Below are 26,988 nucleotides of genomic sequence, written 5' to 3' on the forward strand. Positions count from 1 at the left end.
AATGGGTGATCCCGTTCACGCTGAGCGAGAGCGGGACTGCGCCACGTGGTGGGCTCGGTAGCATCAAGCACCGGCAGGGCGGTCACGCCGTCCCCGCCCACCGCCGGTCGACGCCGCCGGAGGTGCCCCATGAACGCAGAGGCCACCAACCCCAGTGCCACCGGCCGCAGGCGCGGCCGCCCCAGAATCGACCTGCGCAGACTCGGCCGCGCCGCGCTGCTCGGTCCCGCCGGCCGCGACCGGATCCCCGACGCCATCGGCCACGTCGCGGACGCCCACCGCGCCCACCACCCCGACGCCGACCTGGCCGTCCTGCGCCGCGCGTACGAACTGGCGGAGTCGTCCCACCGGGGCCAGTTCCGCAAGAGCGGCGAGCCGTACATCACCCATCCCCTCGCCGTCACCCTCATCCTCGCCGAACTCGGCGCGGAGACCACCACCCTCACCGCCTCCCTCCTCCACGACACCGTCGAGGACACCGAGCTGACGCTCGACCAGGTCCGCGAGCAGTTCGGCGACGAGGTCGCCTACCTCGTCGACGGCGTCACCAAGCTGGAGAAGGTCGACTACGGCGCCGCCGCCGAACCCGAGACGTTCCGCAAGATGCTCGTCGCCACCGGCAACGACGTCCGCGTCATGTCCATCAAACTCGCGGACCGACTGCACAACATGCGCACCCTCGGCGTCATGCGCCCCGAGAAGCAGGCGCGCATCGCGAAGGTCACCCGCGACGTCCTCATCCCCCTCGCGGAGCGGCTCGGCGTCCAGGCCCTCAAGACCGAGCTGGAGGACCTGGTCTTCGCCATCCTCCACCCCGCCGAGTACGAGCGGACCCGCGCCCTCATCGCGGAGAACGCCACCGCCGGCGACGCCCTGGAGACCGTCGCCGACGACCTGCGCGCCGTCCTGCGGGAAGCCGGGATCCAGGCAGAGGTCCTCGTGCGCCCCCGCCACTTCGTCTCCGTGCACCGGGTCAGCCTCAAACGCGGCGACCTGCGCGGCACCGACTTCGGACGGCTGCTCGTCCTGGTCGGGGAGGACGCCGACTGCTACGCCGTGCTCGGCGAGCTGCACACCTGCTTCACCCCGGTGATCTCCGAGTTCAAGGACTTCATCGCCGCCCCCAAGTTCAACCTGTACCAGTCGCTGCACACGGCCGTCGCCGCGCCCGACGGCGCCGTCGCGGAGGTCCTCATCCGCACCCACCAGATGCACAGGGTCGCGGAGGCCGGCGTCGTCGCCCTCGGCAACCCCTACGCCGCCGCCCCCGCCGACGGACCCGACGCGGCGGCCGACGACGGGGAGCGCGTCGACCCCACGCGCCCCGGCTGGCTCTCCCGCCTCCTGGACTGGCAGCAGTCCGCACCCGACCCCGACACGTTCTGGACCTCGCTGCGCGCCGACCTCGCCCAGGACGGCGAGATCACGGTCTTCCTGCCCGACGGGGGCACGCTCGCCCTCCCCGCCGGCGCCACCTGCGTGGACGCCGCGTACGAGCAGTACGGCGCGGTCGCCCACGCCTGCGTCGGCGCGCGCGTCAACGGCCGGCTCGCCACCCTCGGCACCGTCCTCCACGACGGCGACACCGTCCAGCCGCTGCTGGCCGAGGAGGCCGGCTCCGGACCGTCCCCCGACTGGCTGGAGCACGCCCGCACCCCCACCGCGCGCATCGCCATCGACCACTGGCTCACCACCCACCCCCACGACGCCGACGCGCCCGCCGCCGACCCGCGCCCGCCCGCCTCCGTCGTCACCGGCCGCCAGCCCACGGCCAACGCCGTCGTCGACGCGCCGCACACGGGCGTCCGCCTGGCCGGCTGCTGCACGCCCGTACCGCCCGACACCGTCACCGGGTTCGCCGTACGCGGCGGCGCCGTCACCGTCCACCGCGCGGAGTGCCCCGCCGTGCGCCGGATGGAGAGCCTCGGCCGGCAGCCCGTGACCGTGCGCTGGAGCGGCGCCGCACCCTGCCGCGTCACGCTCGTCGCCGAGTCGTTCGGCCGGCCGCGGCTGCTCGCCGACCTCACCGAGGCGATCGCCACGGCGGGCGCCGCGATCGTCTCGGCCACCGTCGAACCCCCCAGCGAACAGCGCGTCCGCCACACGTACACGCTGCAGCTCCCCGACGCGACCGGCCTGCCCGCCCTGATGCGCGCCATGCGCGACGTACCCGGCGTGTACGACGTGAGCCGCGCGCAGCACCCCGCCTCGGCGCACTAGGTCGTGTCTTCAAAGTCCCGCCTGCCGGGCGACGGGCGAACGACGCTACTTTGAAGACACTCCCTAGCCGCAGCACCCGCCGGACGGGCCACCGTGAGCCCGCGCGCGGCGCTCGTTCGGGTGCGCCGGGAGCGCGCCGCCCCGGGGCGCGCCGGGCGCGCTGGTAGCGGTGGTCCCATGTCCCTCACCTCCCCACGCCTGCGCGCCGTCCTCCTCGCCGCGACGTCCGCGGGGCTCATCGCGGCGGCCGTGCCCGCACCCGAGCCGCTCGGCATCGGCGACCCCCTCTTCCCGCACCTCGGCAACCCCGGCTACGACGTCCTCGCGTACGACATCGCCTTCACCTACACCGGCGACAACCGCAAGCCCCTGGACGCCCTCACGAAGATCGACGCCCGGGCCACCGACCGGCTGGAGCGCATCAACCTCGACTTCGCGTACGGCACCGTCAGGTCCGTGACCGTCGACGGCCGCCCCGCCGACTTCGCGGGCACGCAGGAGGACCTGGTCGTCCTCCCCGAGCGGCCCGTCGACGCCGGCAGCCGGCTCAGCATCGCCGTCACCCACACCAGCGACCCGGTCGCCGCCGGCGCGAAGAGCGGCTGGGTCCGCACCTCCGACGGCCTCGCCATGGCCAACCAGGCCGACGCCGCCCACCGCGTCTTCCCCTGCAACGACCACCCCGCCGACAAGGCGCACTTCACCTTCCGCCTCACCGCCCCCAAGGACCTCGTCGCCGTCGCCAACGGCCGGTCCGTCGCCCACACCGCCACCGGGCCCGCCGCGACCTGGACGTACCGCGGCGCCGAGCCCATGGCGACCGAGCTGGCCCAGGTCTCCATCGGCCGGTCCGCCGTCGTCCGCCGCACCGGCCCGCACGGCCTGCCCCTGCGCGACGTCGTCCCGGCCGCCGACCGGGAGCTGATGGAGCCCTGGCTGCGGAGGACCCCCGACCACCTGCGGTGGATGGAGGACAAGGTCGGCCGCTACCCCTTCGAGACGTACGGCCTGCTGGTCGCCGACGCGGCCACCGGCTTCGAACTGGAGACCCAGACCCTCTCCCTCTTCGAACGCGGGCTGTTCACCCGCCCCGACCTGCCCGGATGGCACGTCGAGTCGATCATGGTCCACGAGCTGGCCCACCACTGGTTCGGCAACAGCGTCACCCCCCGCACCTGGTCCGATCTGTGGATCAACGAGGGCCACGCCACCTGGTACGAGGCGCTGTACGCCGAGGAGACCGGCGGCGTCCCCCTGGAGCGCCGCATGCGCGACGCGTACGCCGCCTCCGACCGGTGGCGCGCCGCGGGCGGCCCGCCGGCCGCGCCCCGCCCGCCCGCGCCGGACGACCGGATGAGCCTCTTCCGGCCGGTCGTCTACGACGGCAGCGCCCTCGTCCTGTACGCCCTGCGCCAGGAGATCGGCGCCACCGCCTTCGGCGAGCTCCAGCGGCGCTGGGTGACCGACCACGCGCACGCCACCGCCGGCACCACCGACTTCGTGCGCCTCGCCTCCGCCGTCGCGGGCCGCGACCTCACCGGCTTCCTGCACGGATGGCTCCACGGCGAGAGGACCCCGCCCATGCCCGGCCACCCCGACTGGCGCAGCGGCGCCCCGTCGGACGGAAAACCCGCGTGACGGGCCGGACGGCACCGTGCGACCATCGTGACGTCGGGGACGCCGCCGGGGAGTGGCCCGGCCCCTTCCGGGAATCATCCGGGGAGAGCAGGCGTTGTGCCTGACGAATCGACTTTTCCATCGACGTAAGGATCCAATGACCTCCTCTTCTTCCCCTTCCCAGGACAAGCTGAGCTCCGCGGAGCCGAACCGCGCCGAGAGCCTTCGGGCCGATGCCCTGATGGAAGAGGACGTCGCCTGGAGCCACGAGATCGACGGAGAGCGGGACGGCGACCAGTTCGACCGCCAGGAGCGCGCCGCGCTCCGCCGGGTGGCCGGCCTTTCCACCGAGCTCGAGGACGTCACCGAGGTCGAGTACCGGCAGCTGCGCCTGGAGCGCGTCGTGCTGGTCGGCGTCTGGACCTCGGGGACCGTGCAGGACGCCGAGAACTCCCTGGCCGAGCTGGCCGCCCTCGCCGAGACGGCGGGCGCCCTCGTCCTGGACGGCGTCATCCAGCGCCGTGACAAGCCCGACCCGGCCACGTACATCGGCTCGGGCAAGGCGGACGAGCTACGGGACATCGTGCTGGAGACCGGTGCCGACACCGTCGTCTGCGACGGTGAGCTGAGCCCCGGCCAGCTGATCCACCTGGAGGACGTCGTCAAGGTCAAGGTGGTCGACCGGACCGCCCTGATCCTCGACATCTTCGCCCAGCACGCCAAGTCGCGCGAGGGCAAGGCGCAGGTCGCGCTCGCCCAGATGCAGTACATGCTGCCGCGGCTGCGCGGCTGGGGTCAGTCGCTGTCCCGGCAGATGGGCGGCGGCGGCGGTGGCGGCATGGCCACCCGAGGCCCCGGTGAGACCAAGATCGAGACGGACCGCCGGCGGATCCGCGAGAAGATGGCGAAGATGCGCCGGGAGATCGCGGAGATGAAGACGGGCCGCGACATCAAGCGGCAGGAGCGACGGCGCAACAAGGTGCCGTCGGTCGCCATCGCCGGCTACACCAACGCCGGCAAGTCGTCCCTGCTCAACCGCCTGACCGGCGCGGGCGTGCTGGTGGAGAACGCGCTGTTCGCCACCCTCGACCCGACGGTCCGCCGGGCGGAGACGCCCAGCGGCCGCCTGTACACCCTGGCCGACACCGTCGGCTTCGTCCGGCACCTGCCGCACCACCTCGTCGAGGCGTTCCGCTCCACCATGGAGGAGGTCGGCGACTCCGACCTGGTCCTCCACGTGGTGGACGGCGCGCACCCGGCGCCGGAGGAGCAGCTGGCCGCCGTGCGCGAGGTGATCCGCGACGTGGGCGCGACCGGCGTGCCCGAGATCGTCGTGATCAACAAGGCGGACGCGGCCGACCCGCTCGTCCTGCAGCGGCTGCTGCGCGTCGAGAAGCACTCGATCGCCGTCTCGGCGCGGACCGGCCAGGGCATCGCGGAACTGCTCGCGCTGATCGACGCCGAGCTGCCCCGCCCGGAGGTCGAGGTCGAGGCGCTCGTGCCGTACACGCAGGGCGGACTGGTCTCGCGGGTGCACGCCGAGGGCGAGGTGATCTCCGAGGAGCACACCCCGGAGGGCACGCTGCTCAAGGCGCGGGTGCACAGCGAGCTCGCCGCGCTGCTCGCCCCGTTCACCGCCGTCACGGCCTGACGCGCACGACGAAGCGGGGGTCCCCGGCACACCGGCCGGGGACCCCCGCTTCGTCGTCGCCGCGCGGCCTACCGGCCCGCGAACTTCTCGCTGACCGCCGTGAACACGCCCTTCGCCTCCGCACCGAGCCGGGGCCCGGCGAGCCAGCCCGCCTGGACCGGCCCGATCGAGGTGTTCGACACCAGCGCCGGCTTGCCGTCCGCGCCCGTGGCGACCCAGCCGCCACCCGACGAACCACCGGTCATGCTGCACCCGATGCGGTACATCGTCGGCTGGTCGGCCTTCACGGACAGCCGGCCCGGCTTGTCCTCGCACTGGAACAGCTTCTGGCCGTCGTACGGCGGCGCCGCCGGGTAGCCGGTCGCCTCCATGCTCGCGATCTTCGACGCGGCCGGAGCCCCGAAGTCGACCGGCAGCGCCGAACCGACCGTCTCCTCCAGCGACTTGCCGCCGCTGCCCTTCTCCGGCGTCACGTGGATGACCGCGAAGTCGTACGGGGCCCCCTGGCCGCCCACCGGCGCGCCCTGGTCGATCCACTGCTCGGAGGTCTGCGCCCAGTCGCCCCACCACACGCCGTACGGGGCGACGTCCTTGCGGGAGGCCTTCTCCAGCTCGGCGGTCGACAGGCCCTTGTCGTTGTACGACGGGACGAACGCGATGTTCCGGTACCAGCCGCCGTCCTTGCCGGCGTGGACGCAGTGCCCCGCCGTCCACACGAGGTTCGACTTGCCCGGGTTCGCGGGGTCCTTGACGACCGTCGCCGAGCACACCATCGAGCCCTTGGGGCCGTCGAAGAGGAGCTTGCCGGCCTCCGGCGCGTTGCCGTGGTACTCCGGCTTCACCTCCTCGGCCTCGACCCGCTGGGGCGTCGGGTCCGTCACGCCCCCGTCGTCGGGGAGGTTCCCCTCCTCGACGGGCCGGTCCGGCTCCTCCGCCTCCCGCATGCGGTCCGGGTCCCACAGGTCCTCGATGATCGGGTTGACGAAGTCCTGCGCCTCACGCAGCCACTTGTCCCTGTCCCAGTTCCTCCACTCACCGTTCCGCCACTTGTCCAGGTCGATCCCGCGCTCCTTGAGCCGGTTCTTCAGATCGTCCGGGATGGTGATCTTCCCGTTCCCGCCGGGGGTCTGGACCGCGGAGGCGCTGGGAGCGGCGGCCGGGTCCTCCTCGGGACCGCACCCCGTGGCGGTCAGCGCCAGGGCCGCCGCGACGGCGGTCGACGCGAGCAACGGACGAATCGTTCGCATGTGAGTGATCCCCCTGGGACTTCGTGAACCGAGCGCCTCCGTGGAAGCGCTCCTCGAACGCGGAACTTCGTACTCCGGCGGTCGCCGGGACGGCGCAGGGCGCCGGAGCACGGCCCCCACTATGCCGGTGCCCTTGGGGACGGCGTGCGGCAGGGCGGCGGTTCCCCGGCGCGCGGATCCCCGACATGCCCGTGATCTCCCGCAGGCGCCGTCGTTGGTACGGGCGGGACGCGCGGCCCCGGCGCCCGGTGGCGGACGCGGGGCGGTCGAGCGACGTACCGATGGACAACGCAACCGTTACCCACGGGAGGACCCGAGACGTGGCCGTGACCGAACCCGCCACGGCGGCACCGCCCGCCGGGCCCGGGGGCGTCCCGCGCCGCCGGCCCCGCCGCGAACCCGCCGCCCACCCCTACGCCCGTCCGCTGCCCGTCGTCCCCGTACGGGCCCGGGGCGTGACCGTCGAGGGGGCGGACGGGCGCCGCTACCTCGACTGCACCTCCGGCGCGGGCGCCCTCGGCCACAACCACCCGGTCGTCCTCGAAGCGGTCAGGAGGTTCGTCGACTCCGGGGCGCCGCTCCACGCCCTGGACCTCGCCACTCCCGTCCGGGACGCCTTCACCGCCGAGCTGCTCGCCACCCTGCCGCCCGCCTTCGCGCGCGGGGCCCGCGTCCGGTTCTGCGACCCGGCCGGTACGGACGCGGTCGACGCGGCGCTCGCCCTGGCCCGCGCGGCCACCGGCCGCACCGGGGTGCTCACCTTCACCGCGGACGCCCACCGGGACCCGGTGGCACCCGGCCCCCCGGGCGCGCCCGGCACCGTCCGGGTGGCGCGACCGCCCCACCCGGACGCGTACCGCTGCCCGTTCGGCGGCGCGGAGGCCGCCGCCCGCCGGACCGGGCTCCCACCCGGCGGGCCCGGGACCCGGGCGGAGCCACCCGCCGCCGTGGTCGTCGAACCGGTCCGGGGCGGCGGCGTGGTGCCCGCACCGGACGACTGGCTGCGCCGGGTGCGGGAGAGCACCGCCGCCCGGTCCGTCCCGCTGATCGCCGACGAGACCCTGACCGGCCTCGGGCGCACGGGGGCGTTCTGGGCGGTCGAGCACAGCGGGGTCGTCCCGGACGCGCTGGCCGTGTCCCGGGTCCTCGGGGGCTCCCTGCCGCTGTCCGTGATCGTCCACCGCTCCGCGCTGGACCCCGGCGGGCGGGGCGGACGCGCGGACGGGTTCCGGGGCAACCGGCCGGCGATGGCCGCCGGGACGGCGACCCTCGCGTACGTACGGGAGAACCGGCTCGCCGAGCGGGCCGCCGTCCTCGGGGCCCGGCTCCTGGCACGGCTCCGGGAGCTGGCCGCCGCGCACGCCTGTGTCGGTGACGTGCGCGGGCGGGGCCTCGTGATCGGTGTCGAGCTGGCCGACGCGGCGGCCGGCCCCGGCGGCGCGTCCCCGCCCGCCCCGGCCCTCGCGGAAGCCGTGCGGCGGGAGTGCCTGGACCGGGGCCTCATCGTCGGTACGGGAGGGCCGCACTCCGGGGTCGTACGGCTGCTGCCGCCGCTGACGCTCACCGACGAGCAGGCCGCCGCCGTCCTCGACCGCTTCGCCGACGCCCTCGCCGCCGTCGAACGGGCCTTCACCCGCTGAGGGTTAGCCGTTCCGTCAACCCGGCGTGACCGGGAGTCGCCCCGGGTCGCCCGTACGGGTGAGGGGCGACCGCTGTCCGGGGCGGCTTCGCCGGGGGAGTGGCCGGAAGGGAGTGGGGAAACCGTGCGCGGTGGTCCGGCTGTCAGTGCGGCGCCGTAGGGTGGACGGGCTATGACGAAGCCATCCCTCCCCGAGCTCCTCCATGCCGCCGTCGCCGCCGTCGGCGGCATGGAAAGGCCAGGCCAGGCCGCCATGGCCGAGGCCGTCGCCCAGGCCATCGACGACGGTACGCACCTGCTCGTCCAGGCCGGCACCGGCACCGGCAAGTCCCTCGGCTACCTGGTGCCCGCCCTGGCCCACGGGGACCGCGTCGTCGTGGCGACGGCCACGCTGGCCCTGCAGCGGCAGCTCGTCGAACGGGACCTGCCCCGGACGGTCGAGGCGCTGCACCCGCTGCTGCGCCGCCGCCCGGAGTTCGCGATGCTCAAGGGCCGCTCCAACTACCTGTGCCTGCACCGCCTCCACGAGGGCGTGCCGCAGGAAGAGGAGGACGGGCTGTTCGACCCGTTCGAGGCGGCCGCCCCGACCAGCAAGCTCGGGCAGGACCTGCTGCGCCTGCGGGACTGGTCGGACGAGACGGAGACGGGCGACCGGGACGACCTGACGCCGGGCGTGTCCGACCGCGCCTGGGGGCAGGTGTCCGTCTCGTCGCGCGAGTGCCTGGGGGCGAGCAAGTGCGCGTACGGCGCGGAGTGCTTCGCGGAGGCCGCGCGCGAGCGCGCCAAGCTCGCCGACGTCGTGGTGACCAACCACGCGCTCCTCGCGATCGACGCCATCGAGGGCGCCCCGGTCCTGCCGCAGCACGAGGTGCTGATCGTCGACGAGGCGCACGAGCTGGTGTCCCGCGTGACCGGTGTCGCCACCGGCGAGCTCACGCCCGGCCAGGTCAACCGGGCGGTGCGGCGGGCGGCCAAGCTCGTCGACGAGAAGGCCGCCGACCAGCTGCAGACCGCCGCGGAGGGGTTCGAGAAGCTGATGGAGCTGGCCCTGCCCGGCCGTCTCCAGGAGGTCCCCGAGGACCTCGCGTACGCGCTGATGGCCCTGCGGGACGCGGCGCGCGCGGTGATCACGGCGCTGGGCAACACGCGGGACCGGTCCGTCCAGGACGAGGACGCCGTCCGCAAGCAGGCCATGGCCTCCGTGGAGAACGTCCACGCGGTGGCGGAGCGCATCGCGAACGGCTCCGAGTACGACGTGGTCTGGTACGAGCGGCACGACCGCTTCGGGGCGTCCCTGCGGGTGGCGCCCCTGTCCGTGTCGGGTTTGCTGCGCGACAAGCTGTTCACGGACCGGTCGGTCGTCCTGACGTCCGCCACGCTGAAGCTGGGCGGGGACTTCAACGGCGTGGGGGCCTCGCTGGGGCTCGCCGCCGAGGGCGTCGAGGGCGAGGACCTCCCGGTGTGGAAGGGCATCGACGTCGGGTCGCCGTTCGACTACCCCAGGCAGGGCATCCTCTACGTGGCCCGCCACCTGGCGACGCCCGGGCGGGAGGGCAGCCGGACGGACATGATGGACGAGCTGGCGGAACTGATCGAGGCCGCCGGCGGCCGGACGCTGGGCCTGTTCTCCTCCATGCGGGCCGCGCAGGCCGCCGCCGAGGAGCTGCGGGGCCGCCTGGACAAGCCCGTGCTGCTGCAGGGCGAGAACACGCTGGGCGAGCTGATCAAGGCGTTCGCGGGCGATGCGGAGACCTGCCTGTTCGGGACGCTCTCCCTGTGGCAGGGCGTCGACGTGCCGGGGCCGAACTGCCAGCTGGTGGTCATGGACCGCATCCCGTTCCCGCGTCCGGACGACCCGCTGATGAGCGCCCGCCAGAAGGCCGTGGAGGAGGCGGGCGGCAACGGCTTCATGGCCGTCGCCGCGACCCACGCGGCGCTGCTCATGGCGCAGGGCGCGGGCCGCCTGGTGAGGGCGACGGGCGACCGCGGCGTGGTGGCGGTCCTGGACCCGCGCCTGGCGAACGCCCGGTACGGAAGCTTCCTGCGCGCCTCGATGCCGGACTTCTGGTACACGACGGACCGCAACCAGGTCCGCCGCTCCCTGGCGGCCATCGACCAGGCGGCCAGGGACCAGGCGGCGAAGGCCGCGGTGTAGCGGATACGGCAGGGCCCCGGAACCGGCGCAGGGGTTCCGGGGCCCGGTCGAGGGGCGGCGGGGGTCAGACCCGCCGCAGAACCGCCACCACCTTGCCGAGGATGGTCGCCTCGTCACCGGGGATGGGCTGGTAGGCGGAGTTGTGCGGGAGCAGCCAGACGTGGCCGTCCTCCCGCTTGAAGCGCTTGACCGTGGCCTCGCCGTCCAGCATGGCGGCCACGATGTCGCCGTTCTCCGCGACCGGCTGGCGGCGGACCGTGACCCAGTCGCCGTCGCAGATCGCGGCCTCGATCATGGAGTCCCCCACGACCTTCAGGACGAACAGCTCACCGTCGCCCACCAGCTGCCGGGGGAGGGGGAAGACGTCCTCGACCGACTCCTCGGCCAGGATCGGCCCGCCGGCGGCGATCCGGCCGACGAGCGGGACGTACGACGCGGCGGGCTTGCCGGTGGTGTCCGTGGGCTGCGTGCTCGGCTGGTCGGAGCCCCGCACCTCGTACGCGCGCGGCCGGTGGGGGTCCCGCCGCAGGAAGCCCTTCCGCTCCAGGGCCATCAGCTGGTGCGCCACCGAGGACGTGCTGGACAGGCCGACCGCCTGGCCGATCTCCCGCATCGACGGAGGGTACCCGCGACGCTGCACGGAGTCACGGATGACCTCGATGACCCTCCGCTGCCGATCCGTGAGGCCGGAGCTGTCGGCCCGGATGCCGGGAGGTCGGCCGGGGAGCGAGCGTGCGGGCTTGGCGGGCTCGGAGGCCGTGCCCGCCTCGTTCGCGCTCTTCGCGGTCATGGCGTGTACCGGCTCGAATCGGCCCTGGGAGCGGTCCTGGGCGGTGATGGTGGCACTGTCTGCGGTGGTGGTCACGTCGGCCCCTCTCGAATGGTCTCCCTGGCTGGCACAACGGTAGTTGCTTTCGAAAGGTTGCGCCAAACACACGTTCGAGTGAAAAAACGCGGAATGACTTACCTGTGCGTGTGCCTGGGTGTATGTGCGACCTTTCGCCACCGAGGCAATTCGATTTATCACGCTATCGCCCGCCGCCGCTCCGGTGGTGTCCGCCCCTCTCCGCGCGGCGCGCCGAGGACCCGGAAGGAGTCTCGCGCCCCCCGCCCCGGAGTTCCCGGAGGTCGGCCGTGCCGTAGGCTCGTCGCCGGCCCGGGAACCGGTGCGCGGCGCGACACGCGCCGCGCCGGGAATGAGGGCCAGGCCCTACATGTAGTGGTTGCATGGTCACAGCCACCTAGAAGTTGTGGTCCCCCGGTCCTTCGGGAGGGTGGGCATCGCCTATGCTTGTGGCTGCTTCGAGGGGCCCGGAAGGGCCTCCCGGGGCTGTTCAGTCGTGCGGTGAAGAAGGGATGGGACCATGCATTGCCCCTTCTGCAGGCACCCCGACAGTCGTGTCGTCGACAGTCGCACCACCGACGACGGGACGTCCATCCGGCGCCGTCGCCAGTGCCCCGACTGCTCCCGCCGCTTCACCACGGTGGAGACCTGTTCCCTCATGGTCGTGAAGCGGAGCGGGGTGACCGAGCCCTTCAGCAGGGCCAAGGTCATCAACGGTGTGCGCAAGGCCTGCCAGGGGCGGCCCGTCACCGAGGACGCCCTCGCGCAGCTGGGCCAGCGGGTCGAGGAGGCCGTCCGGGCCACCGGCAGCGCGGAGCTCACCACGCACGACGTCGGTCTCGCCATACTCGGTCCGCTGCAGGAGCTCGACCTCGTCGCGTACCTGCGCTTCGCGTCCGTGTACCGCGCGTTCGACACGCTGGAGGACTTCGAGGCCGCCATCGCGGAACTGCGCGAGCGGCGGCCCCCCGCGGAGGAGTGCGGCACCGGTGTGACCCCCGGGGTCCCGGTGCCCGCGGCCGCCACCGACTGAGCGGCCGGCCGGGCCCCCGGCCCGGCGACCGCCCGTCGAGGCGGCCAATCGACCTGCCATGAGCGCCGTGAGCGGCACCCATGGCAACAGACAAAGACCGTGCCTTGGGAAGTTTCAGGCACATAAGGGCGTTTTTGCCCATATATGGGAGGCGGCATGACAGAGACGACGAGCGGCCCGGCACGAGGCTCCCGCACCAAGGGACCCAAGGCGAGCAAGGGCCTGCGTATCGAGCGCATCCACACGACCCCCGGCGTGCACCCGTACGACGAGGTCGTCTGGGAGCGCCGTGACGTCGTCATGACCAATTGGCGCGACGGCTCGGTCAACTTCGAGCAGCGTGGCGTCGAGTTCCCCGACTTCTGGTCGGTGAACGCGGTCAACATCGTCACCAGCAAGTACTTCCGGGGCGCCGTCGGCACCCCGCAGCGCGAGACGAGCCTGAAGCAGCTCATCGACCGCATCGTGAAGACCTACCGCAAGGCCGGCGAGGAGCACGGCTACTTCTCGGCGCCCGCCGACGCGGAGATCTTCGAGCACGAGCTGGCCTACGCCCTCCTGCACCAGATCTTCAGCTTCAACTCCCCGGTGTGGTTCAACGTCGGCACGCCGCAGCCCCAGCAGGTCTCCGCCTGCTTCATCCTGTCCGTCGACGACTCCATGGAGTCGATCCTCGACTGGTACAAGGAAGAGGGCATGATCTTCAAGGGCGGCTCCGGCGCCGGCCTGAACCTCTCCCGCATCCGCTCCTCCAAGGAGCTGCTGTCCTCCGGCGGCAACGCCTCCGGCCCGGTCTCCTTCATGCGCGGCGCCGACGCCTCCGCGGGAACGATCAAGTCCGGCGGTGCCACGCGCCGCGCGGCCAAGATGGTCATCCTGGACGTCGACCACCCCGACATCGAGGACTTCATCGAGACCAAGGTCAAGGAGGAGGAGAAGATCCGCGCCCTGCGCGACGCGGGCTTCGACATGGACCTGGGCGGCGACGACATCACGTCCGTCCAGTACCAGAACGCCAACAACTCGGTCCGCGTGAACGACGCGTTCATGAAGGCCGTGGAGTCCGGCGGCAAGTTCGGCCTGCGCGCCCGCATGACCGGCGAGGTCATCGAGGAGGTCGACGCCAAGGCGCTGTTCCGCAAGATGGCCGAGGCCGCCTGGGCCTGCGCCGACCCGGGCATCCAGTACGACGACACCATCAACCACTGGCACACCTGCCCCGAGTCCGGCCGCATCAACGGCTCGAACCCGTGCAGCGAGTACATGCACCTGGACAACACGTCCTGCAACCTCGCCTCGCTGAACCTGATGAAGTTCCTGAAGGACGACGGCAAGGGCAACCAGTCCTTCGACGCCGAGCGCTTCGCGAAGGTCGTCGAGCTGGTCATCACCGCGATGGACGTCTCCATCTGCTTCGCGGACTTCCCGACCCAGAAGATCGGCGAGAACACCCGCGCCTTCCGCCAGCTGGGCATCGGCTACGCCAACCTCGGCGCCCTGCTCATGGCGACCGGCCACGCGTACGACTCCGACGGCGGCCGCGCCCTGGCCGGCGCGATCACCTCGCTGATGACCGGCACCTCCTACCGCCGCTCCGCCGAGCTGGCCGCGGTCGTCGGCCCGTACGACGGCTACGCCCTCAACGCCGAGCCGCACCAGCGCGTCATGCGCCAGCACGCCGACGCCAACGCCAAGGCCGTCCGCATGGACGACCTGGACACCCCGATCTGGGCCGCCGCCACGGAGGCCTGGCAGGACGTGATCCGCCTCGGCGAGAAGAACGGCTTCCGCAACGCCCAGGCGTCCGTCATCGCCCCGACCGGCACCATCGGCCTGGCTATGTCCTGCGACACCACGGGCCTGGAGCCGGACCTGGCGCTGGTCAAGTTCAAGAAGCTGGTCGGCGGCGGCTCGATGCAGATCGTCAACGGCACCGTGCCGCAGGCGCTGCGCCGCCTCGGCTACCACGAGGAGCAGATCGAGGCGATTGTCGCCCACATCGCCGAGCACGGCAACGTGATCGACGCCCCCGGCCTCAAGCAGGAGCACTACGAGGTCTTCGACTGCGCCATGGGCGAGCGCTCCATCTCCGCGATGGGCCACGTCCGCATGATGGCCGCGATCCAGCCGTGGATCTCCGGCGCGCTGTCCAAGACGGTCAACCTCCCCGAGACGGCCACCGTCGAGGACGTCGAGGAGGTCTACTTCGAGGCGTGGAAGATGGGCGTCAAGGCGCTCGCCATCTACCGCGACAACTGCAAGGTCGGCCAGCCGCTCTCCGCCAAGAAGAAGGAGGAGGAGAAGGCCGAGGTCGTGCCCGCGAAGGTCGAGAAGGTCGTCGAGTACCGTCCGGTCCGTAAGCGCCTCCCGAAGGGACGTCCGGGAATCACCACCTCCTTCACGGTCGGCGGCGCCGAGGGCTACATGACCGCCAACTCCTACCCGGACGACGGTCTCGGCGAGGTCTTCCTGAAGATGTCCAAGCAGGGCTCGACCCTCGCGGGCATGATGGACGCCTTCTCCATCGCCGTCTCGGTCGGCCTGCAGTACGGCGTGCCGCTGGAGACGTACGTCTCGAAGTTCACCAACATGCGCTTCGAGCCGGCCGGCATGACGGACGACCCGGACGTGCGGATGGCCCAGTCGATCGTCGACTACATCTTCCGCCGCCTGGCGCTGGACTTCCTGCCGTTCGAGACCCGCTCGGCGCTCGGCATCCACTCCGCCGAGGAGCGCCAGCGGCACCTGGAGACCGGTTCGTACGAGCCGTCCGACGACGAGGTGGACGTCGAGGGCCTCGCCCAGTCCGCCCCGCGCCAGCAGGAGGCCCCGAAGGCCGTCGCCCCCGCCCCGAAGGCGGAGACCCCGGCCCCCGCCCCGAAGCAGGCGCACACGTCCGCGGAGCTCGTCGAGATGCAGCTCGGCATCCAGGCCGACGCCCCGCTGTGCTTCTCCTGCGGCACCAAGATGCAGCGCGCCGGCTCCTGCTACATCTGCGAGGGCTGCGGCTCGACCAGCGGCTGCAGCTGACGACGGACGCGAGCGCATCCGACGTGTCACTGAGCGTCCCCTGCCCGGGTCGCTGACCTGCAGGTGAGAGAGGGAGCCGCCCCCGGGGCGGCTCCCTCTCCGCCGTTTTCGGCCTGTGCTGCCCGGTCGCTCCGGCTCCATCGGCTCGCTCCGGACGCGCCCCTCCCGTGCGAGGGGGAGCCGTATCCCGACGACGGGTCGCACCGCCGCCGGCAGGGGCCGAGGGCTCCCAGGGACCGGCGCTCGGCCGGCAGGGGCGTGGCGCTCGTCCTGGACGCGCATCTCGCGCAGGCGTCCGCGCACCCCGGCGAACTGGCCGATGCCTTCCACGACGTCCACGTCCCGATTCACCGGAACGAGCACATCGCCGCCGCCGCCGAGCGGGCGACAGGGAACGCGTTCGCCGAACGGGCCGCCGGCCGGCCCGCCACGGGACCGATCGATGCGCGGTCACCGTCGGGCTCGCTCAGCACCCGGCCGCGGCGCCTCCCGAGGTGGGGAGGCCACCGGGGAGCTCTCCCCACCTTCCCGTTCCCGGCCCCTACCGGGGGGCGCCCATCAGGCGGGTGAAGGACTCCGGGTCGGAGTCGAAGCCGCGGACGGCGGACTTGTACACCCAGGTGCTCGGGCCCTCGCGGGTGAACTCCACGACGGTCGCCGACGTGGCGTCCCGTACGCCGGTGAAGTCGTCGCGGAACAGCTCCTCGTAGCCCTCCTTGACGATCACGCCGGTGTTCGCCACGTCGCCGAAGGTGACCCGGCCGCCGCCCTGCTGGATGGCGATGCCCACGACGACGCGCGCGTAGGCGGGGGCGAGCCGGTTGAGTTCCAGCGTCATGGACTCGTCGATGCCCAGGCCCTGCCCCGTACGGCTGTCCCGGTTCAGCGTGATCGTGCCGTCCGGTGAACGGCTGTCGAAGTGGACCAGGTAGGCCGGTTCGCCGGCCGGGGCCTCGGCGCCGTAGACGGCGGCGATGATGTCGAGGTCGTGGACCGGGCCGCCGCCGGTGCTCGGGTCCCACTTGAGGGCCACCTCGACCTTCTCGACACCCTTGTTGAGACTGCTCACAGCTTCCCCCTCTCCGGGGTCCGGTACCGCGGAGGGGCAACTCCCCTTCGCGTCGGACCCGTTGTCCATGGTGTCACGGAGCGTCAGTGACGAATGCCGTATGGGTGGGTTCCCCGCGCCGTACGATGGCGCGGTGCTGGTCAAGTGGACTTGCTGCACCGTGGTGGACCGTCGGGGGTTCGAACGGGGGCAGCGGAAATGGGCGGGGCTGCCGGGGGAACCCGGCTTCCGGGGGCAGGGCGGCGGATGGAGCCGGCTGCGCCCCGGTGTGGCCCACGTCTTCTCCTTCTGGGAGAGCCGCCCCTTCTACGACTCCTTCATGGCGCGGTCGCACGACAGGCTGGCCGTCGCGCAGTCCGGCACCTTCAAGGACGTCCGGGTCAAGCTGTTCGACTACCGCTTCGACGTGAAGACCGGCTTCGAGCCGCGCTTCACCGACGCCGACGTCGTACGGGTCGCCCACAGCCGCATCCGTGAGGACCGGGTCGAGCACTACGCCCTGATGCAGGAGAAGGTGTGGAACCCCGCGATGGCCGGGTCCCCCGGCATGCTGCGCGGCCTGTTCGGGGAGGCCCCGGGCAACGAGTTCCTGGTCCTGTCGATGTGGCGGTCGGCGGCCGAGCACGGAAAGTACCGGGCCGAGCGGGTGGAGCGGCTCGCCCTGCGCGCCCAGTTGGCGACGGACGTCGTCGCCCTGACCGGGGACGTCGTGGACCTCGAGGCGGCCTGGACGGTCTGAGCGGGCCGGCGCCGTGGCGCGCCGCGGGCGTCAGCCGCCGGCGGGGGGCGCCGTGGCCGGGCCGGTGCCGGCCCCCGTCGTGAACGCCCCCGCCCGTACCGCCGCGACCGTCGCCGCGGCCGCCTGGTCGGCCAGCGCCGCGTCGACCGGCTCCCGCGTGACGAACAGGCGGAGGAACAGCGGCGCCGACACGGCGCGCACCACCGCGCCCGCGTCCGTGCCGGCCGGTGCCTCGCCGCGCGCCACCGCGCGTTCGACGACGGCCTCGCAGCGCGCGAACCGCTCCGCGTAGAAGGCCCGCAGCGCGTCGGCGGCGCGCTCCGACTGGAACGCCGCCGCGACGAAGGCCGTGGGCGCCGCGGCCGCCGCGGGGTCGGCGAACGAGTCGCGCACCTCGCGCGCGAGGGCCCGCAGATCGCCTTCCAGGTCCCCGGTGTCCGGTGGCGTCCAGCCGTCCTCGCCCGCGAGGTCCAGGGCGTCCGCGACCAGTCCCTCGATCCCGCCCCACCTGCGGTACAGCGTCGTCTTGTGCACGCCCGACCGCTCGGCCACGTACTCGACGGTGAGGCCCGGGTAGCCGTGCTCGCCCAGCCCCGTCAGCACGGCGTCGCGGACGGCCGCGCGGGTCCGTGCCGTACGGCCGCCGGGGCGGCGGGTGCCGGGCGCGGGGTTCTGCTGTTCCACTTCGCCAACCAATCGCTACGTCTGTTGCGTTAGACGGAACGAGTGTGCCACACTCTCGTTAAGGCAACTCGGGTTGCCTTAACCGCTGGCCCTTGTCCGTCCCGCCGATCCTGGAGGCGCCCTTGCCCACGCAGATCTCCCTTCACCACGTGACCAAGTCCCGCGGCGAGCGGCTGCTGCTCGACGACGTCTCCCTCACCGTGCGTCCCGGCGAGCGGATCGGCATCGTGGGGGAGAACGGCGCGGGCAAGTCGACGCTGCTGCGCCTCCTGGCGGGTACGGAGGCCCCCGACGGCGGCGAGGTGGTCACCGTCGCCGAGGGCGGCACCGGCCTGCTCGCCCAGACCCCGCAGCTCCCACCGGACCGCACGGTCGGGGACGCCGTCGACGCCGCCCTGCACGAACTGCGGGCCGTGGAGGCCCGCCTCCGCGACCTCGAAGCGGCCCTCGGCGACGCCGACGACACCACCCTCGCCGCGTACGGCGAGCTGCTCACCGCGTACGAGCTGCGCGGCGGGTACGAGGCGGACGCCCGGGTCGACAAGGCCCTGCACGGCCTCGGCCTGGCCGGCGTCGACCGGGACCGGCTCCTCGGCAGCCTCTCCGGTGGTGAGCAGGCCCGCCTCGGTCTCGCCTGCCTGCTCGCCGCCGCCCCCGAGGTGATGCTGCTCGACGAGCCCACCAACCACCTGGACGAGACGGCCCTCGACTGGTTGGAGGGCGCCCTCCTCGCGCACCGCGGCACGGTCGTCGCCGTGTCCCACGACCGGACCTTCCTGGAGCGCGTCACCACCACCGTGCTCGACGTGGACGCCGACCGCCGCACCGTCGTGCGCCACGGCAACGGCTACGCCGGCTACCGGGAGGAGCGTGCCGCCGCCCGCCGCCGCTGGGAACAGGCCCACGCCGACTGGTGCGACGAGACCGCCCGGCTGGAGGCGTACGCCGCCACCACCGCCCACGGCGTCGCCGCCGGCCGCACCATCAAGGACAACAACAAGATGGCCTACGACCGGGCGGCCGGACGCGTCCAGGCGTCGGTCTCCGGGCGCGTGCGCAGCGCGCGCGAACGGCTGCGGCGCCTCCACGAGGATCCCGTGCCGCCGCCTCCGCGCCCCCTCGCCTTCACCGCCCGGCCCCTCGCCGGCACGGCCGACGGCGACCTGGTGGCCCTCTCGGACGTGCGCGTGGGAGACCGGCTCGCCGTCGACCACCTCACCGTCGCGGCGGGGGAGAGGCTGCTGATCCACGGTGGCAACGGCGCAGGGAAGTCCACTCTGCTCCGCGTCATGGCCGGACGGCTCCCACCCGACACCGGCTCCGTCACCCGGCGCGGCGGCATCGGGTTCCTCGCCCAGGAGATACCCGTCGACCGCCCGGCGGAGCGGCTGCTCACCGCCTTCGGCCGCGGCCTGGCGGGGACCGAGGAGGAGAAGGAGGAACTCCTCCTGTCGTACGGACTGTTCCGTCCCAGGGACCTCGACACGCCCGTGGGCGCCCTCTCCGCCGGGCAGCGCCGCCGACTCGCCCTCGCCCGGCTCCTCGCCCGCCCCGCCGATCTGCTGCTCCTCGACGAACCCGCCAACCACCTCGCGCCCGGCCTGGTGGAAGAGCTGGAGGAGGCCCTCGACCGCTGGACCGGCGCCCTCGTCGTCGTCTCCCACGACCGGCTGCTCCGCCGCCGCTTCACCGGCCGCGTCCAGCGCCTGGAGGCCGGCCGCCTCGTCCGCTGAGCCCGGACCGGAGGGACGCCACCGGATAGAGTGGCGAGGCGATGACCGCTGACTTCTCTCCCGACCAGCGCTTCGAACGCGCTCTCGCCAGCCTCCGCGGGCTGGCCGTGGGGGACGCCCTGGGCTCCCAGTTCTTCGTTCCCGCCAACTACCCCCTGCTGAAGCGGCGCGAGCTGCCGCCCGACCCCTGGCAGTGGACCGACGACACGGAGATGGCCTGCTCCGTGCTGGCCGTCCTCGCCGGACACGGCCGCATCGACCAGGACGCGCTCGCCCGCTCCTTCGCCGTGCACCACGACTTCGACCGGGGCTACGGCCCCGCCGTCAACCGCATGCTCCGGCTGGTCAGGGAGGGCGGCGACTGGCGGGAACTCGCCGCCGCCCTCTTCCAGGGCCAGGGCTCCTGGGGCAACGGCGCGGCCATGCGGATCGCGCCCCTCGGGGCCTGGTACGCCGACGACCCCGAGCAGGCCACCCACCAGGCGGAGATCTCCTCCTACACCACGCACCAGCACCGGGAGGCGGTCGTCGGCTGCATGGCCGTCGCGGCCGCCGCCGCACTCGCCGCGGCGCCGCAGGGACCGCCCCAGGCCACCGACTTCCTCGACGCCGTCATCGCCCTGGTGCCCCGCAGCGCCGTCGGAGCCGGACTGCGGCGCGCCCGCGACATGCTCGACTACGACGACACGCAGACGGTCGCCGCCGTCCTCGGCTGCGGGCGGCGGACCACCGCCCACGACACCGTGCCGTTCGCCCTGTGGTCCGCGGCCCGCTCCCTCGGCGACTACGAGCGGGCCTTCTGGACGACGGCGCAGGCCGGTGGTGACGTCGACACGACGTGCGCCATCGTCGGCGGTGTGGTCGCCGCCACATCGGCGGGCGCACCGCCCGCCGACTGGCTGGCCCGCACCGAGGGCCTCCCCGGCTGGATGCCGACCGGTCCCGGCCTCTGACGCCCTGCCCCCGCGTCCGCCCTGTCCCGTCCGCCCCGCCCCGGCCAGGCGGGCGCTCGGCAACTCCCTGGCGTACTTGGGAGGGTGTCGGGAAGGCGGCGGCGAGTTCCGTCCCGCCCTCGCCGGGGCCTCCGGCACCCCGGTTCGCCGAGCCGTGTCCGGGAGGAGGAGGGCATCGGATGCCAATCCGGTTGTCACGGGAGGGGACGGGCGGCGTAACCTGTCAGGCGCCATGCCGTACGAACCACCCACACACACCGTCGAGCGCTCGATCCGAGCGACAACCGGCGCCAAGGTCATCGCCGGAGTCGACGAAGTCGGACGCGGGGCGTGGGCAGGGCCCGTCACGGTCTGCGCCGCCGTCACCGGACTGCGCCGGCCTCCGGCCGGACTCACCGACTCCAAGCTCATCACTCCCAAGCGCCGGGCCGAACTGGCCGCGGAGCTGGAGCAGTGGGTCACGGCCCACGCCCTGGGACACGCCTCACCCGAGGAGATCGACGAGCTCGGAATGACGGCGGCGCTGCGGCTGGCCGCCGTACGCGCGCTGGACGCGCTTCCGGTGCGCCCGGACGCGGTCATCCTCGACGGCAAGCACGACTACCTCGGAGATCCCTGGCAGGTCCGTACGGTGATCAAGGGCGACCAGTCCTGTATCGCCGTGGCGGCGGCATCGGTGATCGCCAAGGTGCGGCGAGACGCGATGATGGCCGAACTGGAGTCGCAGGACGAAACGTATGAGCCGTTCGGGTTCGCGGCCAACGCGGGCTACCCGTCACCGGTGCACAAGGCTGCGCTCGCCGAGCTGGGCCCCACCCCGCACCACCGCATGACCTGGGCGTATCTGGACGCGCTGCCCCGATGGCGGCACCTGAAGAAGGTCCGTGTCTCCGCGGAGGCGGCCGAACTGGAAAGCGGGGGCCAGCTCGGCTTCGACTTCTGACCGGCCACCGGCCGAGCGGCCGTACCGACGGACCGCACATACCAGCCACCCGCCGATGCCACTCGCACCGGCGTTTGATAAACATCCCATCATGCCTCTCACCCCCGAGGAGCCTCAGATTCACGAGAGTGCCCAGGGTCCCCGCGCCATGCCGGCCGCAGGCCGCCCCGCGCCGACCCCCAGACCCGTACCCGGCCCGCGTACCGCGGCCTCACCCCGTCCCGGACGTCCGGGCCCCGGCCCGGCCAGGCCCACGCCGCCGGCGCCGCGCCCGCACACCGCGGGCGGGCAGCCGGCGCCCCGGCCGGAGAACCGTTCCGGGGAGTCCCGGAACACACCGCAGATCCAGCTGATCCCGGCCCCGCTGGACGGTGCCCTCGACGCCGCCGAGGAGGCGGTCGACCTCCTGCTGGAGAACGGCCGCACCCCCGGTGACATCCTGGTGCTCACCACCGGCGAGCAGCACCCGTGGGCGGCGCACGAGCTGTCGTTCGGCGAGACCTCCTACTGGGCCCAGCAGGACGCCCGCGACGACGTGTTCTTCGCCGACGCCTCCGCCGTGGACCGCGCTTCGGCCCGGCCCGTGGTCGTCGTCGCGGTCAACGGCGGCGACGACACCGCCACCGCCCGGGCCCTGCCCGCCGCGATGAGCCGCGCCGACACGCTGCTCATCGTCTGCGGCGACCCGAAGCGGATCAACGCCGTGCTCGGCACCTCCCTCTGACGGAGGCTCACCCCGCGGCCGGACGGCACCGCCGTCCGGCCCGGCGGGCCCCGTGAGGTCCGGGCGCGCGAACCGCCGGGCTCGGTGCGGGAGTCAGCGTGCCGCCGTCCGGCGCAGGGCCTCGGCGGCGCCGCTCGCCCTGCGCGGCGTGGACGGAGCATCGTCCGCGCCGGTGTCCGACAGGTCGGTCGGCGGCGAGGCCGCGTGCGGGCTCCGGCCCCCACGATCCTCGCCCAGCACCTGCCAGCCTTCGCCGGTCAGGGTGATGTACGCGCCGCAGCGGAGCCCGTGGAGCGTGCAGGCGTCCCGCAGGCCCCACATCCACGCCCCGTCCTCCTCCGTCCAGCGCGCGTCGCCCTCACGGCAGTAGAGCAGGACGGCCGTACGCACCGGTGTGCGGCGCCGCAGGTCGTGCGGGACCACCCGGCGCAGGTGCGCCAGCAGGGCGTTGCGGAAGTCCCATCCGTCCGCCGGCTCCGGTCTCGGTGTGAACGACGCACTGGCGACGAGCCGCTCCTCGTGGTCGAGGACGGCGACCACGGCGGTCGAGGGCCTCGGCCGGTGGCGGGCGTGCAATCCCGTCACGACGTCACGGGGGTTGCGCAACAAGGGAATTCCGGCCGCCGCCCACTCGGCGGGCTCGAGCATACGGGCGAGGCGGCTGACGGAACCGGCAGGCGAGGTCAACGGGCTTGCTGCGGACGGAGCGAATCCGAAGGTCACGGTCCTCCCTTCGCATACGCGCCCACGAGCGGGCAGGGATCGGGTGAGGGCCCACCGCGGCACGGCCTTACCGGACCGCGAACGGACCGTGCAGGGGCGGAATCCAATTCTTGCTGGCCACATGGGTGGGCGGCAACGAGCAATTGCGGCGCCTGACGGGAATGGGGCGTTATGACACCCAATTCCCGGCCGCGATCATCCCCCTTGCCGCCCCGGGTCAGCCCGCGACCGCGAGGACCAGCGGAAACACCCCCGCCGCTCCGGCCTGGCGGAGCAGCCGCGCCGCCATGGCCAACGTCCAGCCGCTGTCGGAGAAGTCGTCGGCCAGCAGCACGGGGCCGCCCACCGACGACAGCCGGTCGGCGAGGTCGACCGGAACCGTCAGCGCCCGGTGCAGACCGTGGACACGCTGGGCGCTGTTGGTCCGGGAGATCCGGATGTCCACCGCCTCCGGCGCGTAGCCGACCGAGCCGAGCAGCGGCATCCTGCCCACCTCGGCGATCCGCGCGCCCAGCGAGCCCACCAGCCGCGGCCTGCTGCGCGACTCCACCGTGACCACCCCGGCCGGCCGCGGCGGCGCGTCCGGTCCGCCCGACGCCCATCCGCCCGGGCCCTTCGCCCAGTCGGCCAGGACCCGTACGACCGCGTCCAGGACGTCGTCCGGCACCGGCCCGTCCGGCGCCCCGTCCGCCAGCATCGGCCGCAGCCGGTTGCCCCAGCCGATGTCCGACAGCCGCCCGAGCGCGCGGCCCGGGAACGACTGCTCCCCGACCGGGATGCGGCCCTTGAGGTCGACCCCGATCGCGGGCAGCCCCGTCGGCCACATCCTGCGCGACTCCACCTCCACGCCCGGCCTGCCCAGCTCACCGCGCGCGGCGTCCAGCGTGGTCTCGGACACCTTCGCCTCGAAGCGCGGCCCCGCGCAGTTGTCACACCGGCCGCACGGCGCCGCCTCCTCGTCGTCCAGCTGCCGCCGCAGGAACTCCATCCGGCAGCCGTCCGCCGCCACGTAGTCCCGCATCGCCTGCTGCTCCGCGGCACGCTGCCGCGCCACCCAGGCGTACCGCTCCGTGTCGTACGTCCACGGGCGGCCCGTGCTCGTCCAGCCGCCCTTCACCCGGCGCACCGCCCCGTCCACGTCGAGGACCTTGAGCATGGTCTCCAGCCGGGTGCGCCGCAGTTCGACCAGCGGCTCCAGCGCGGGCAGCGACAAGGGGCGCTCCGCCTGCGCCAGCACGTCCAGCGTGCGCCGCACCTGCTCCTCCGGGGGGAAGGCCACCGACGCGAAGTACTGCCAGATCGCCTCGTCCTCCTTCCCCGGCAGGAGCAGCACCTCCGCGCTCGCCACACCACGGCCGGCACGTCCCACCTGCTGGTAGTACGCGATGGGGGAGGACGGCGAGCCCAGGTGCACCACGAAGCCCAGGTCGGGCTTGTCGAAGCCCATGCCCAGCGCGGACGTCGCGACCAGCGCCTTGACCCGGTTGGCCAGCAGGTCCTCCTCCGCCTGCTGCCGGTCGGCGTTCTCCGTGCGACCGGTGTACGACGCGACGGCGTACCCGCACTGCCGCAGGTGCGCGGCGACCTCTTCGGCCGCGGCCACCGTGAGCGTGTAGACGATGCCCGAACCCGGAAGCTCGCCCAGGTGGTCCGCGAGCCAGGCGAGCCGGTGCGCCGCGTCCGGCAGCCGTACGACCCCGAGCCGCAGGCTCTCGCGGTCGAGCGGGCCCCGCAGCACCAGCGCGTCGGACTCCGCCCCCGTGCCGAGCTGCTCGGCGACGTCGGCCGTCACCCGGGCGTTCGCCGTCGCCGTGGTCGCCAGGACCGGCACGCCGGGCGCCAGCTCGGCGAGCATCGTGCGCAGACGCCGGTAGTCGGGGCGGAAGTCGTGGCCCCAGTCGGAGATGCAGTGCGCCTCGTCGACGACCAGCAGGCCCGTCGCCGCCGCCAGCGCGGGCAGCACCTGGTCGCGGAAGTCCGGGTTGTTCAGCCGCTCCGGCGACACCAGGAGCACGTCGACCTCGCCCGCGGCGATCTCCTCCTGGACGGTCTGCCACTCCTCCGTGTTCGACGAGTTGATCGTCCGGGCCCGGATGCCGGCCCGGGAGGCGGCCTCCACCTGGTTCCGCATGAGCGCGAGCAGCGGCGAGACGATCACCGTGGGGCCGCCGCCCCGCGCCCGCAGCAGCGCCGTGGCCACGAAGTACACGGCCGACTTTCCCCATCCCGTGCGCTGCACGACCAGCGCCCGTCTGCGGTGCGCGACCAGCGCCTCGATGGCCCGCCACTGGTCTTCGCGCAGCCGGGCCGTGCCGGTGGCGTCACCGACGAGGCGGGCCAGCACGGTGTCCGCGGCGGCACGCAGGTCTCGGTCGTTCGTGTGCTCCATGCCTCACATGGAACAGCACGGCACCGACAACCGGCGAACGGGCCGCCATGCCTGTGGACAACGGTTATCCACAGGGGTCGACGGATCGGCGGGTCGGGCGGGACCGTCGAGCCATGAACGCACACCACGACCACACCGGTCCCCACGGCGCCTCCCCGTCCGGCGACGCGCTGCCCACCGGCACCACCGGGTTCACCGACGAACCGCAGATCACCCTGCGCGGCCCCGCCGAACTGGCCGACGCGCTTCCCTACACGCTCGGCTTCCACCCCACCGACTCCGTCGTCCTCCTCGCCCTGCACGGCGAGCGCGGCCGCTTCGGCGGGCGGCTCAGGCTGGGCATTCCGCGCTCGCCCCGCGAATGGGCGCCCGTCGCCGAGCAGCTCGCCGAGTGCCTCGTCGAGGGGTGCGAGCGACGCGGCTCCCGCCCGGACGGCATCGTCGTCTTCCTCTGCCAGGACCCCGGCGAGGGCGAGAGCGGCCGGAGGGTGATGGAGCGGCTGCGGCCCTTCGCCCAGAAGCTGCGCACGGCGTGCGGGGCCCTCGACGTCCCCGTGTACGAGGCGCTGTGCCTCTCCGGCGGCAGGTTCTGGTCGTACTGCTGCCCCGACAGCGACTGCTGCCCGCCCGACGGCACCGCGCTCGCCCCGCCCGGCACCTCGGTCATGGCCGCGGCCGCCGCCTACGCCGGCATCCACGTGCGCGGCTCGCTGCGCGACATGGAGGCCAGGCTCAGGCCCCGCACGGCCCGCGCCACCGTGATCGGGCAGGAGCGTGCCCTGGACGCGGCCAGCGCCGCCCTCGTCCACCGCATCCTGGACACCAGGGCACGCAAGGACGTGCGGGACGACACGATCCGGCTGGCGCGGATGCTCGTCGACCGGCTCGCCGAGCATCCGCCGCTCGCCGACCAGGACACCTCCGACACCCGGGACGACGCGTTGATCACGCACGAGGAGGCCGCCGAACTGATCGTCGGACTGCAGGACCGCCGCACCCGGGACCGCGCCGCCGAGTGGATGGAGGGCCCCGAGGCGGACCACGCGCTGCGCCTCTGGCGCGCCCTGGCCCGCCGGTGCGTCGGCGCCTACGGTGAGCACGCCGCCGCGCCCCTCACCCTCGCAGGGTGGGTCGCCTGGTCCACCGCCGACGAGCCCAGCGCCCGTGTCGCCCTGGGCCTGGCGCTCGAGGCCGACCCCGAGTACGTCTTCGCCCGCCTGCTGCACCAGGCGTGCAACGAGCAGCTGGATCCGGAGACGCTCCGCGAGTGCCTGCGCGGCGAGCGCGAGGCCCGTGCGCAGGCCGGGACCCGGCACGCGCCCGGTACGCGGGCAACCGCGCGGGCGGCGGGCGCCCGCGGGGTGCGGCGCCGGCTGCGCGCCCGGGTCGGCCGGTCCCGGGGCACCGCCCAGGGCGCCCCGTCCACGGGCCCCGGCTCCGCCCGCCCCGCCGAGGCGTCGGGCCCCGGCGTCGGTGCGCACACGGGCCGACGCACCGGCCGCCAGGAGCCGTGCGGCACGCGCGACGGCGGACCGGGCGGCGACCCGTCCGGTGCGGGAGGAGCGGACGGAAGCGAGGAGGGGAGCGCCCGATGA

General features: G+C 73.6%; 19 protein-coding genes. 13 read left to right on the top strand and 6 right to left on the bottom strand.

Going from position 1 to position 26,988, the window contains the following annotated elements:
• Positions 1-129: 129 nt before the first annotated feature.
• The 3 genes from IE106_RS07740 (at position 130) to hflX (ending at position 5,488) form a co-directional block, all read left to right on the top strand.
• The gene (locus tag IE106_RS07740; protein WP_189531293.1) at positions 130-2,220 is read left to right on the top strand and encodes a RelA/SpoT family protein; all 2,091 of its coding nucleotides are present in this window, start codon (positions 130-132) and stop codon (positions 2,218-2,220) included.
• A 177-nt stretch (positions 2,221-2,397) separates the two neighbouring features.
• On the top strand, positions 2,398-3,858 hold the full coding sequence (locus IE106_RS07745; protein WP_189531295.1) for a M1 family metallopeptidase: 1,461 nt from the start codon (positions 2,398-2,400) through the stop codon (positions 3,856-3,858).
• 136 nt (positions 3,859-3,994) lie between these two features.
• The gene (gene hflX, locus IE106_RS07750) at positions 3,995-5,488 is read left to right on the top strand and encodes a GTPase HflX (RefSeq protein ID WP_189531297.1); all 1,494 of its coding nucleotides are present in this window, start codon (positions 3,995-3,997) and stop codon (positions 5,486-5,488) included.
• Between the two features lie 68 nt (positions 5,489-5,556).
• On the opposite strand, the gene IE106_RS07755 is transcribed toward hflX, so the two are convergent.
• The gene (locus IE106_RS07755; RefSeq protein ID WP_189531299.1) at positions 5,557-6,735 is read right to left on the bottom strand and encodes a trypsin-like serine peptidase; all 1,179 of its coding nucleotides are present in this window, start codon (positions 6,733-6,735) and stop codon (positions 5,557-5,559) included.
• A gap of 320 nt (positions 6,736-7,055) precedes the next feature.
• On the opposite strand from IE106_RS07755, the gene IE106_RS07760 reads away from it, so the two are divergent.
• Positions 7,056-8,375 carry an aminotransferase class III-fold pyridoxal phosphate-dependent enzyme gene (locus IE106_RS07760; RefSeq protein ID WP_189531301.1) on the top strand — a complete coding sequence of 440 codons (1,320 nt, stop codon included), beginning with the start codon at positions 7,056-7,058 and terminating at the stop codon, positions 8,373-8,375.
• Between the two features lie 171 nt (positions 8,376-8,546).
• Positions 8,547-10,529, top strand: coding sequence for an ATP-dependent DNA helicase (locus IE106_RS07765; protein WP_189531303.1), 1,983 nt, complete (start codon positions 8,547-8,549; stop codon positions 10,527-10,529).
• A 64-nt stretch (positions 10,530-10,593) separates the two neighbouring features.
• Here IE106_RS07765 and lexA read toward each other — a convergent pair whose 3' ends face one another.
• Entirely contained in the window at positions 10,594-11,394 is an 801-nt protein-coding gene (lexA, locus tag IE106_RS07770; protein ID WP_189531305.1) for a transcriptional repressor LexA, read from the bottom strand.
• Positions 11,395-11,893: 499 nt separating this feature from the next.
• On the opposite strand from lexA, the gene nrdR reads away from it, so the two are divergent.
• Complete coding sequence (gene nrdR, locus IE106_RS07775; protein WP_189531307.1) at positions 11,894-12,406, top strand: transcriptional regulator NrdR; 513 nt, start codon at positions 11,894-11,896, stop codon at positions 12,404-12,406.
• A gap of 156 nt (positions 12,407-12,562) precedes the next feature.
• Positions 12,563-15,436, top strand: coding sequence for a vitamin B12-dependent ribonucleotide reductase (locus IE106_RS07780; protein ID WP_189531309.1), 2,874 nt, complete (start codon positions 12,563-12,565; stop codon positions 15,434-15,436).
• A gap of 541 nt (positions 15,437-15,977) precedes the next feature.
• On the opposite strand, the gene IE106_RS07785 is transcribed toward IE106_RS07780, so the two are convergent.
• Positions 15,978-16,505, bottom strand: a complete 528-nt coding sequence (locus IE106_RS07785) for a TerD family protein (RefSeq protein ID WP_189531311.1) — start codon at positions 16,503-16,505, stop codon at positions 15,978-15,980.
• A 133-nt stretch (positions 16,506-16,638) separates the two neighbouring features.
• Between IE106_RS07785 and IE106_RS07790 the strand changes: the two genes are divergently transcribed.
• Positions 16,639-17,244: a YdbC family protein gene (locus IE106_RS07790; RefSeq protein ID WP_189531313.1), complete on the top strand. Its 606-nt coding sequence runs from the start codon at positions 16,639-16,641 to the stop codon at positions 17,242-17,244.
• Between the two features lie 30 nt (positions 17,245-17,274).
• Here the strand turns inward: IE106_RS07790 and IE106_RS07795 are convergent, their stop codons facing one another.
• Positions 17,275-17,928 (bottom strand): TetR/AcrR family transcriptional regulator, encoded by a 654-nt coding sequence (locus IE106_RS07795; RefSeq protein ID WP_229840164.1) that lies wholly within the window; start codon positions 17,926-17,928, stop codon positions 17,275-17,277.
• A gap of 122 nt (positions 17,929-18,050) precedes the next feature.
• Between IE106_RS07795 and IE106_RS07800 the strand changes: the two genes are divergently transcribed.
• The 4 genes from IE106_RS07800 (at position 18,051) to IE106_RS07815 (ending at position 22,281) form a co-directional block, all read left to right on the top strand.
• Positions 18,051-19,661 (top strand): ABC-F family ATP-binding cassette domain-containing protein, encoded by a 1,611-nt coding sequence (locus IE106_RS07800; RefSeq protein ID WP_189531317.1) that lies wholly within the window; start codon positions 18,051-18,053, stop codon positions 19,659-19,661.
• A 41-nt stretch (positions 19,662-19,702) separates the two neighbouring features.
• Complete coding sequence (locus IE106_RS07805) at positions 19,703-20,614, top strand: ADP-ribosylglycohydrolase family protein (RefSeq protein WP_189531319.1); 912 nt, start codon at positions 19,703-19,705, stop codon at positions 20,612-20,614.
• 232 nt (positions 20,615-20,846) lie between these two features.
• Positions 20,847-21,557: a ribonuclease HII gene (rnhB, locus tag IE106_RS07810; protein WP_189531322.1), complete on the top strand. Its 711-nt coding sequence runs from the start codon at positions 20,847-20,849 to the stop codon at positions 21,555-21,557.
• Between the two features lie 91 nt (positions 21,558-21,648).
• Positions 21,649-22,281 (top strand): hypothetical protein, encoded by a 633-nt coding sequence (locus IE106_RS07815; RefSeq protein ID WP_189531324.1) that lies wholly within the window; start codon positions 21,649-21,651, stop codon positions 22,279-22,281.
• 93 nt (positions 22,282-22,374) lie between these two features.
• On the opposite strand, the gene IE106_RS07820 is transcribed toward IE106_RS07815, so the two are convergent.
• Together IE106_RS07820 and IE106_RS07825 are read right to left on the bottom strand one after the other, a co-directional pair.
• Positions 22,375-23,004 (bottom strand): hypothetical protein, encoded by a 630-nt coding sequence (locus IE106_RS07820; RefSeq protein ID WP_189531326.1) that lies wholly within the window; start codon positions 23,002-23,004, stop codon positions 22,375-22,377.
• 217 nt (positions 23,005-23,221) lie between these two features.
• Positions 23,222-25,393: a RecQ family ATP-dependent DNA helicase gene (locus IE106_RS07825; RefSeq protein ID WP_189531328.1), complete on the bottom strand. Its 2,172-nt coding sequence runs from the start codon at positions 25,391-25,393 to the stop codon at positions 23,222-23,224.
• A gap of 113 nt (positions 25,394-25,506) precedes the next feature.
• On the opposite strand from IE106_RS07825, the gene IE106_RS07830 reads away from it, so the two are divergent.
• Positions 25,507-26,988 (top strand): DUF4192 domain-containing protein, encoded by a 1,482-nt coding sequence (locus tag IE106_RS07830; RefSeq protein WP_189531330.1) that lies wholly within the window; start codon positions 25,507-25,509, stop codon positions 26,986-26,988.

The sequence above is a fragment of the Streptomyces roseolilacinus genome (assembly GCF_014649335.1).
In the GTDB taxonomy this organism is placed as follows: Bacteria; Actinomycetota; Actinomycetes; order Streptomycetales; family Streptomycetaceae; genus Streptomyces; species Streptomyces roseolilacinus.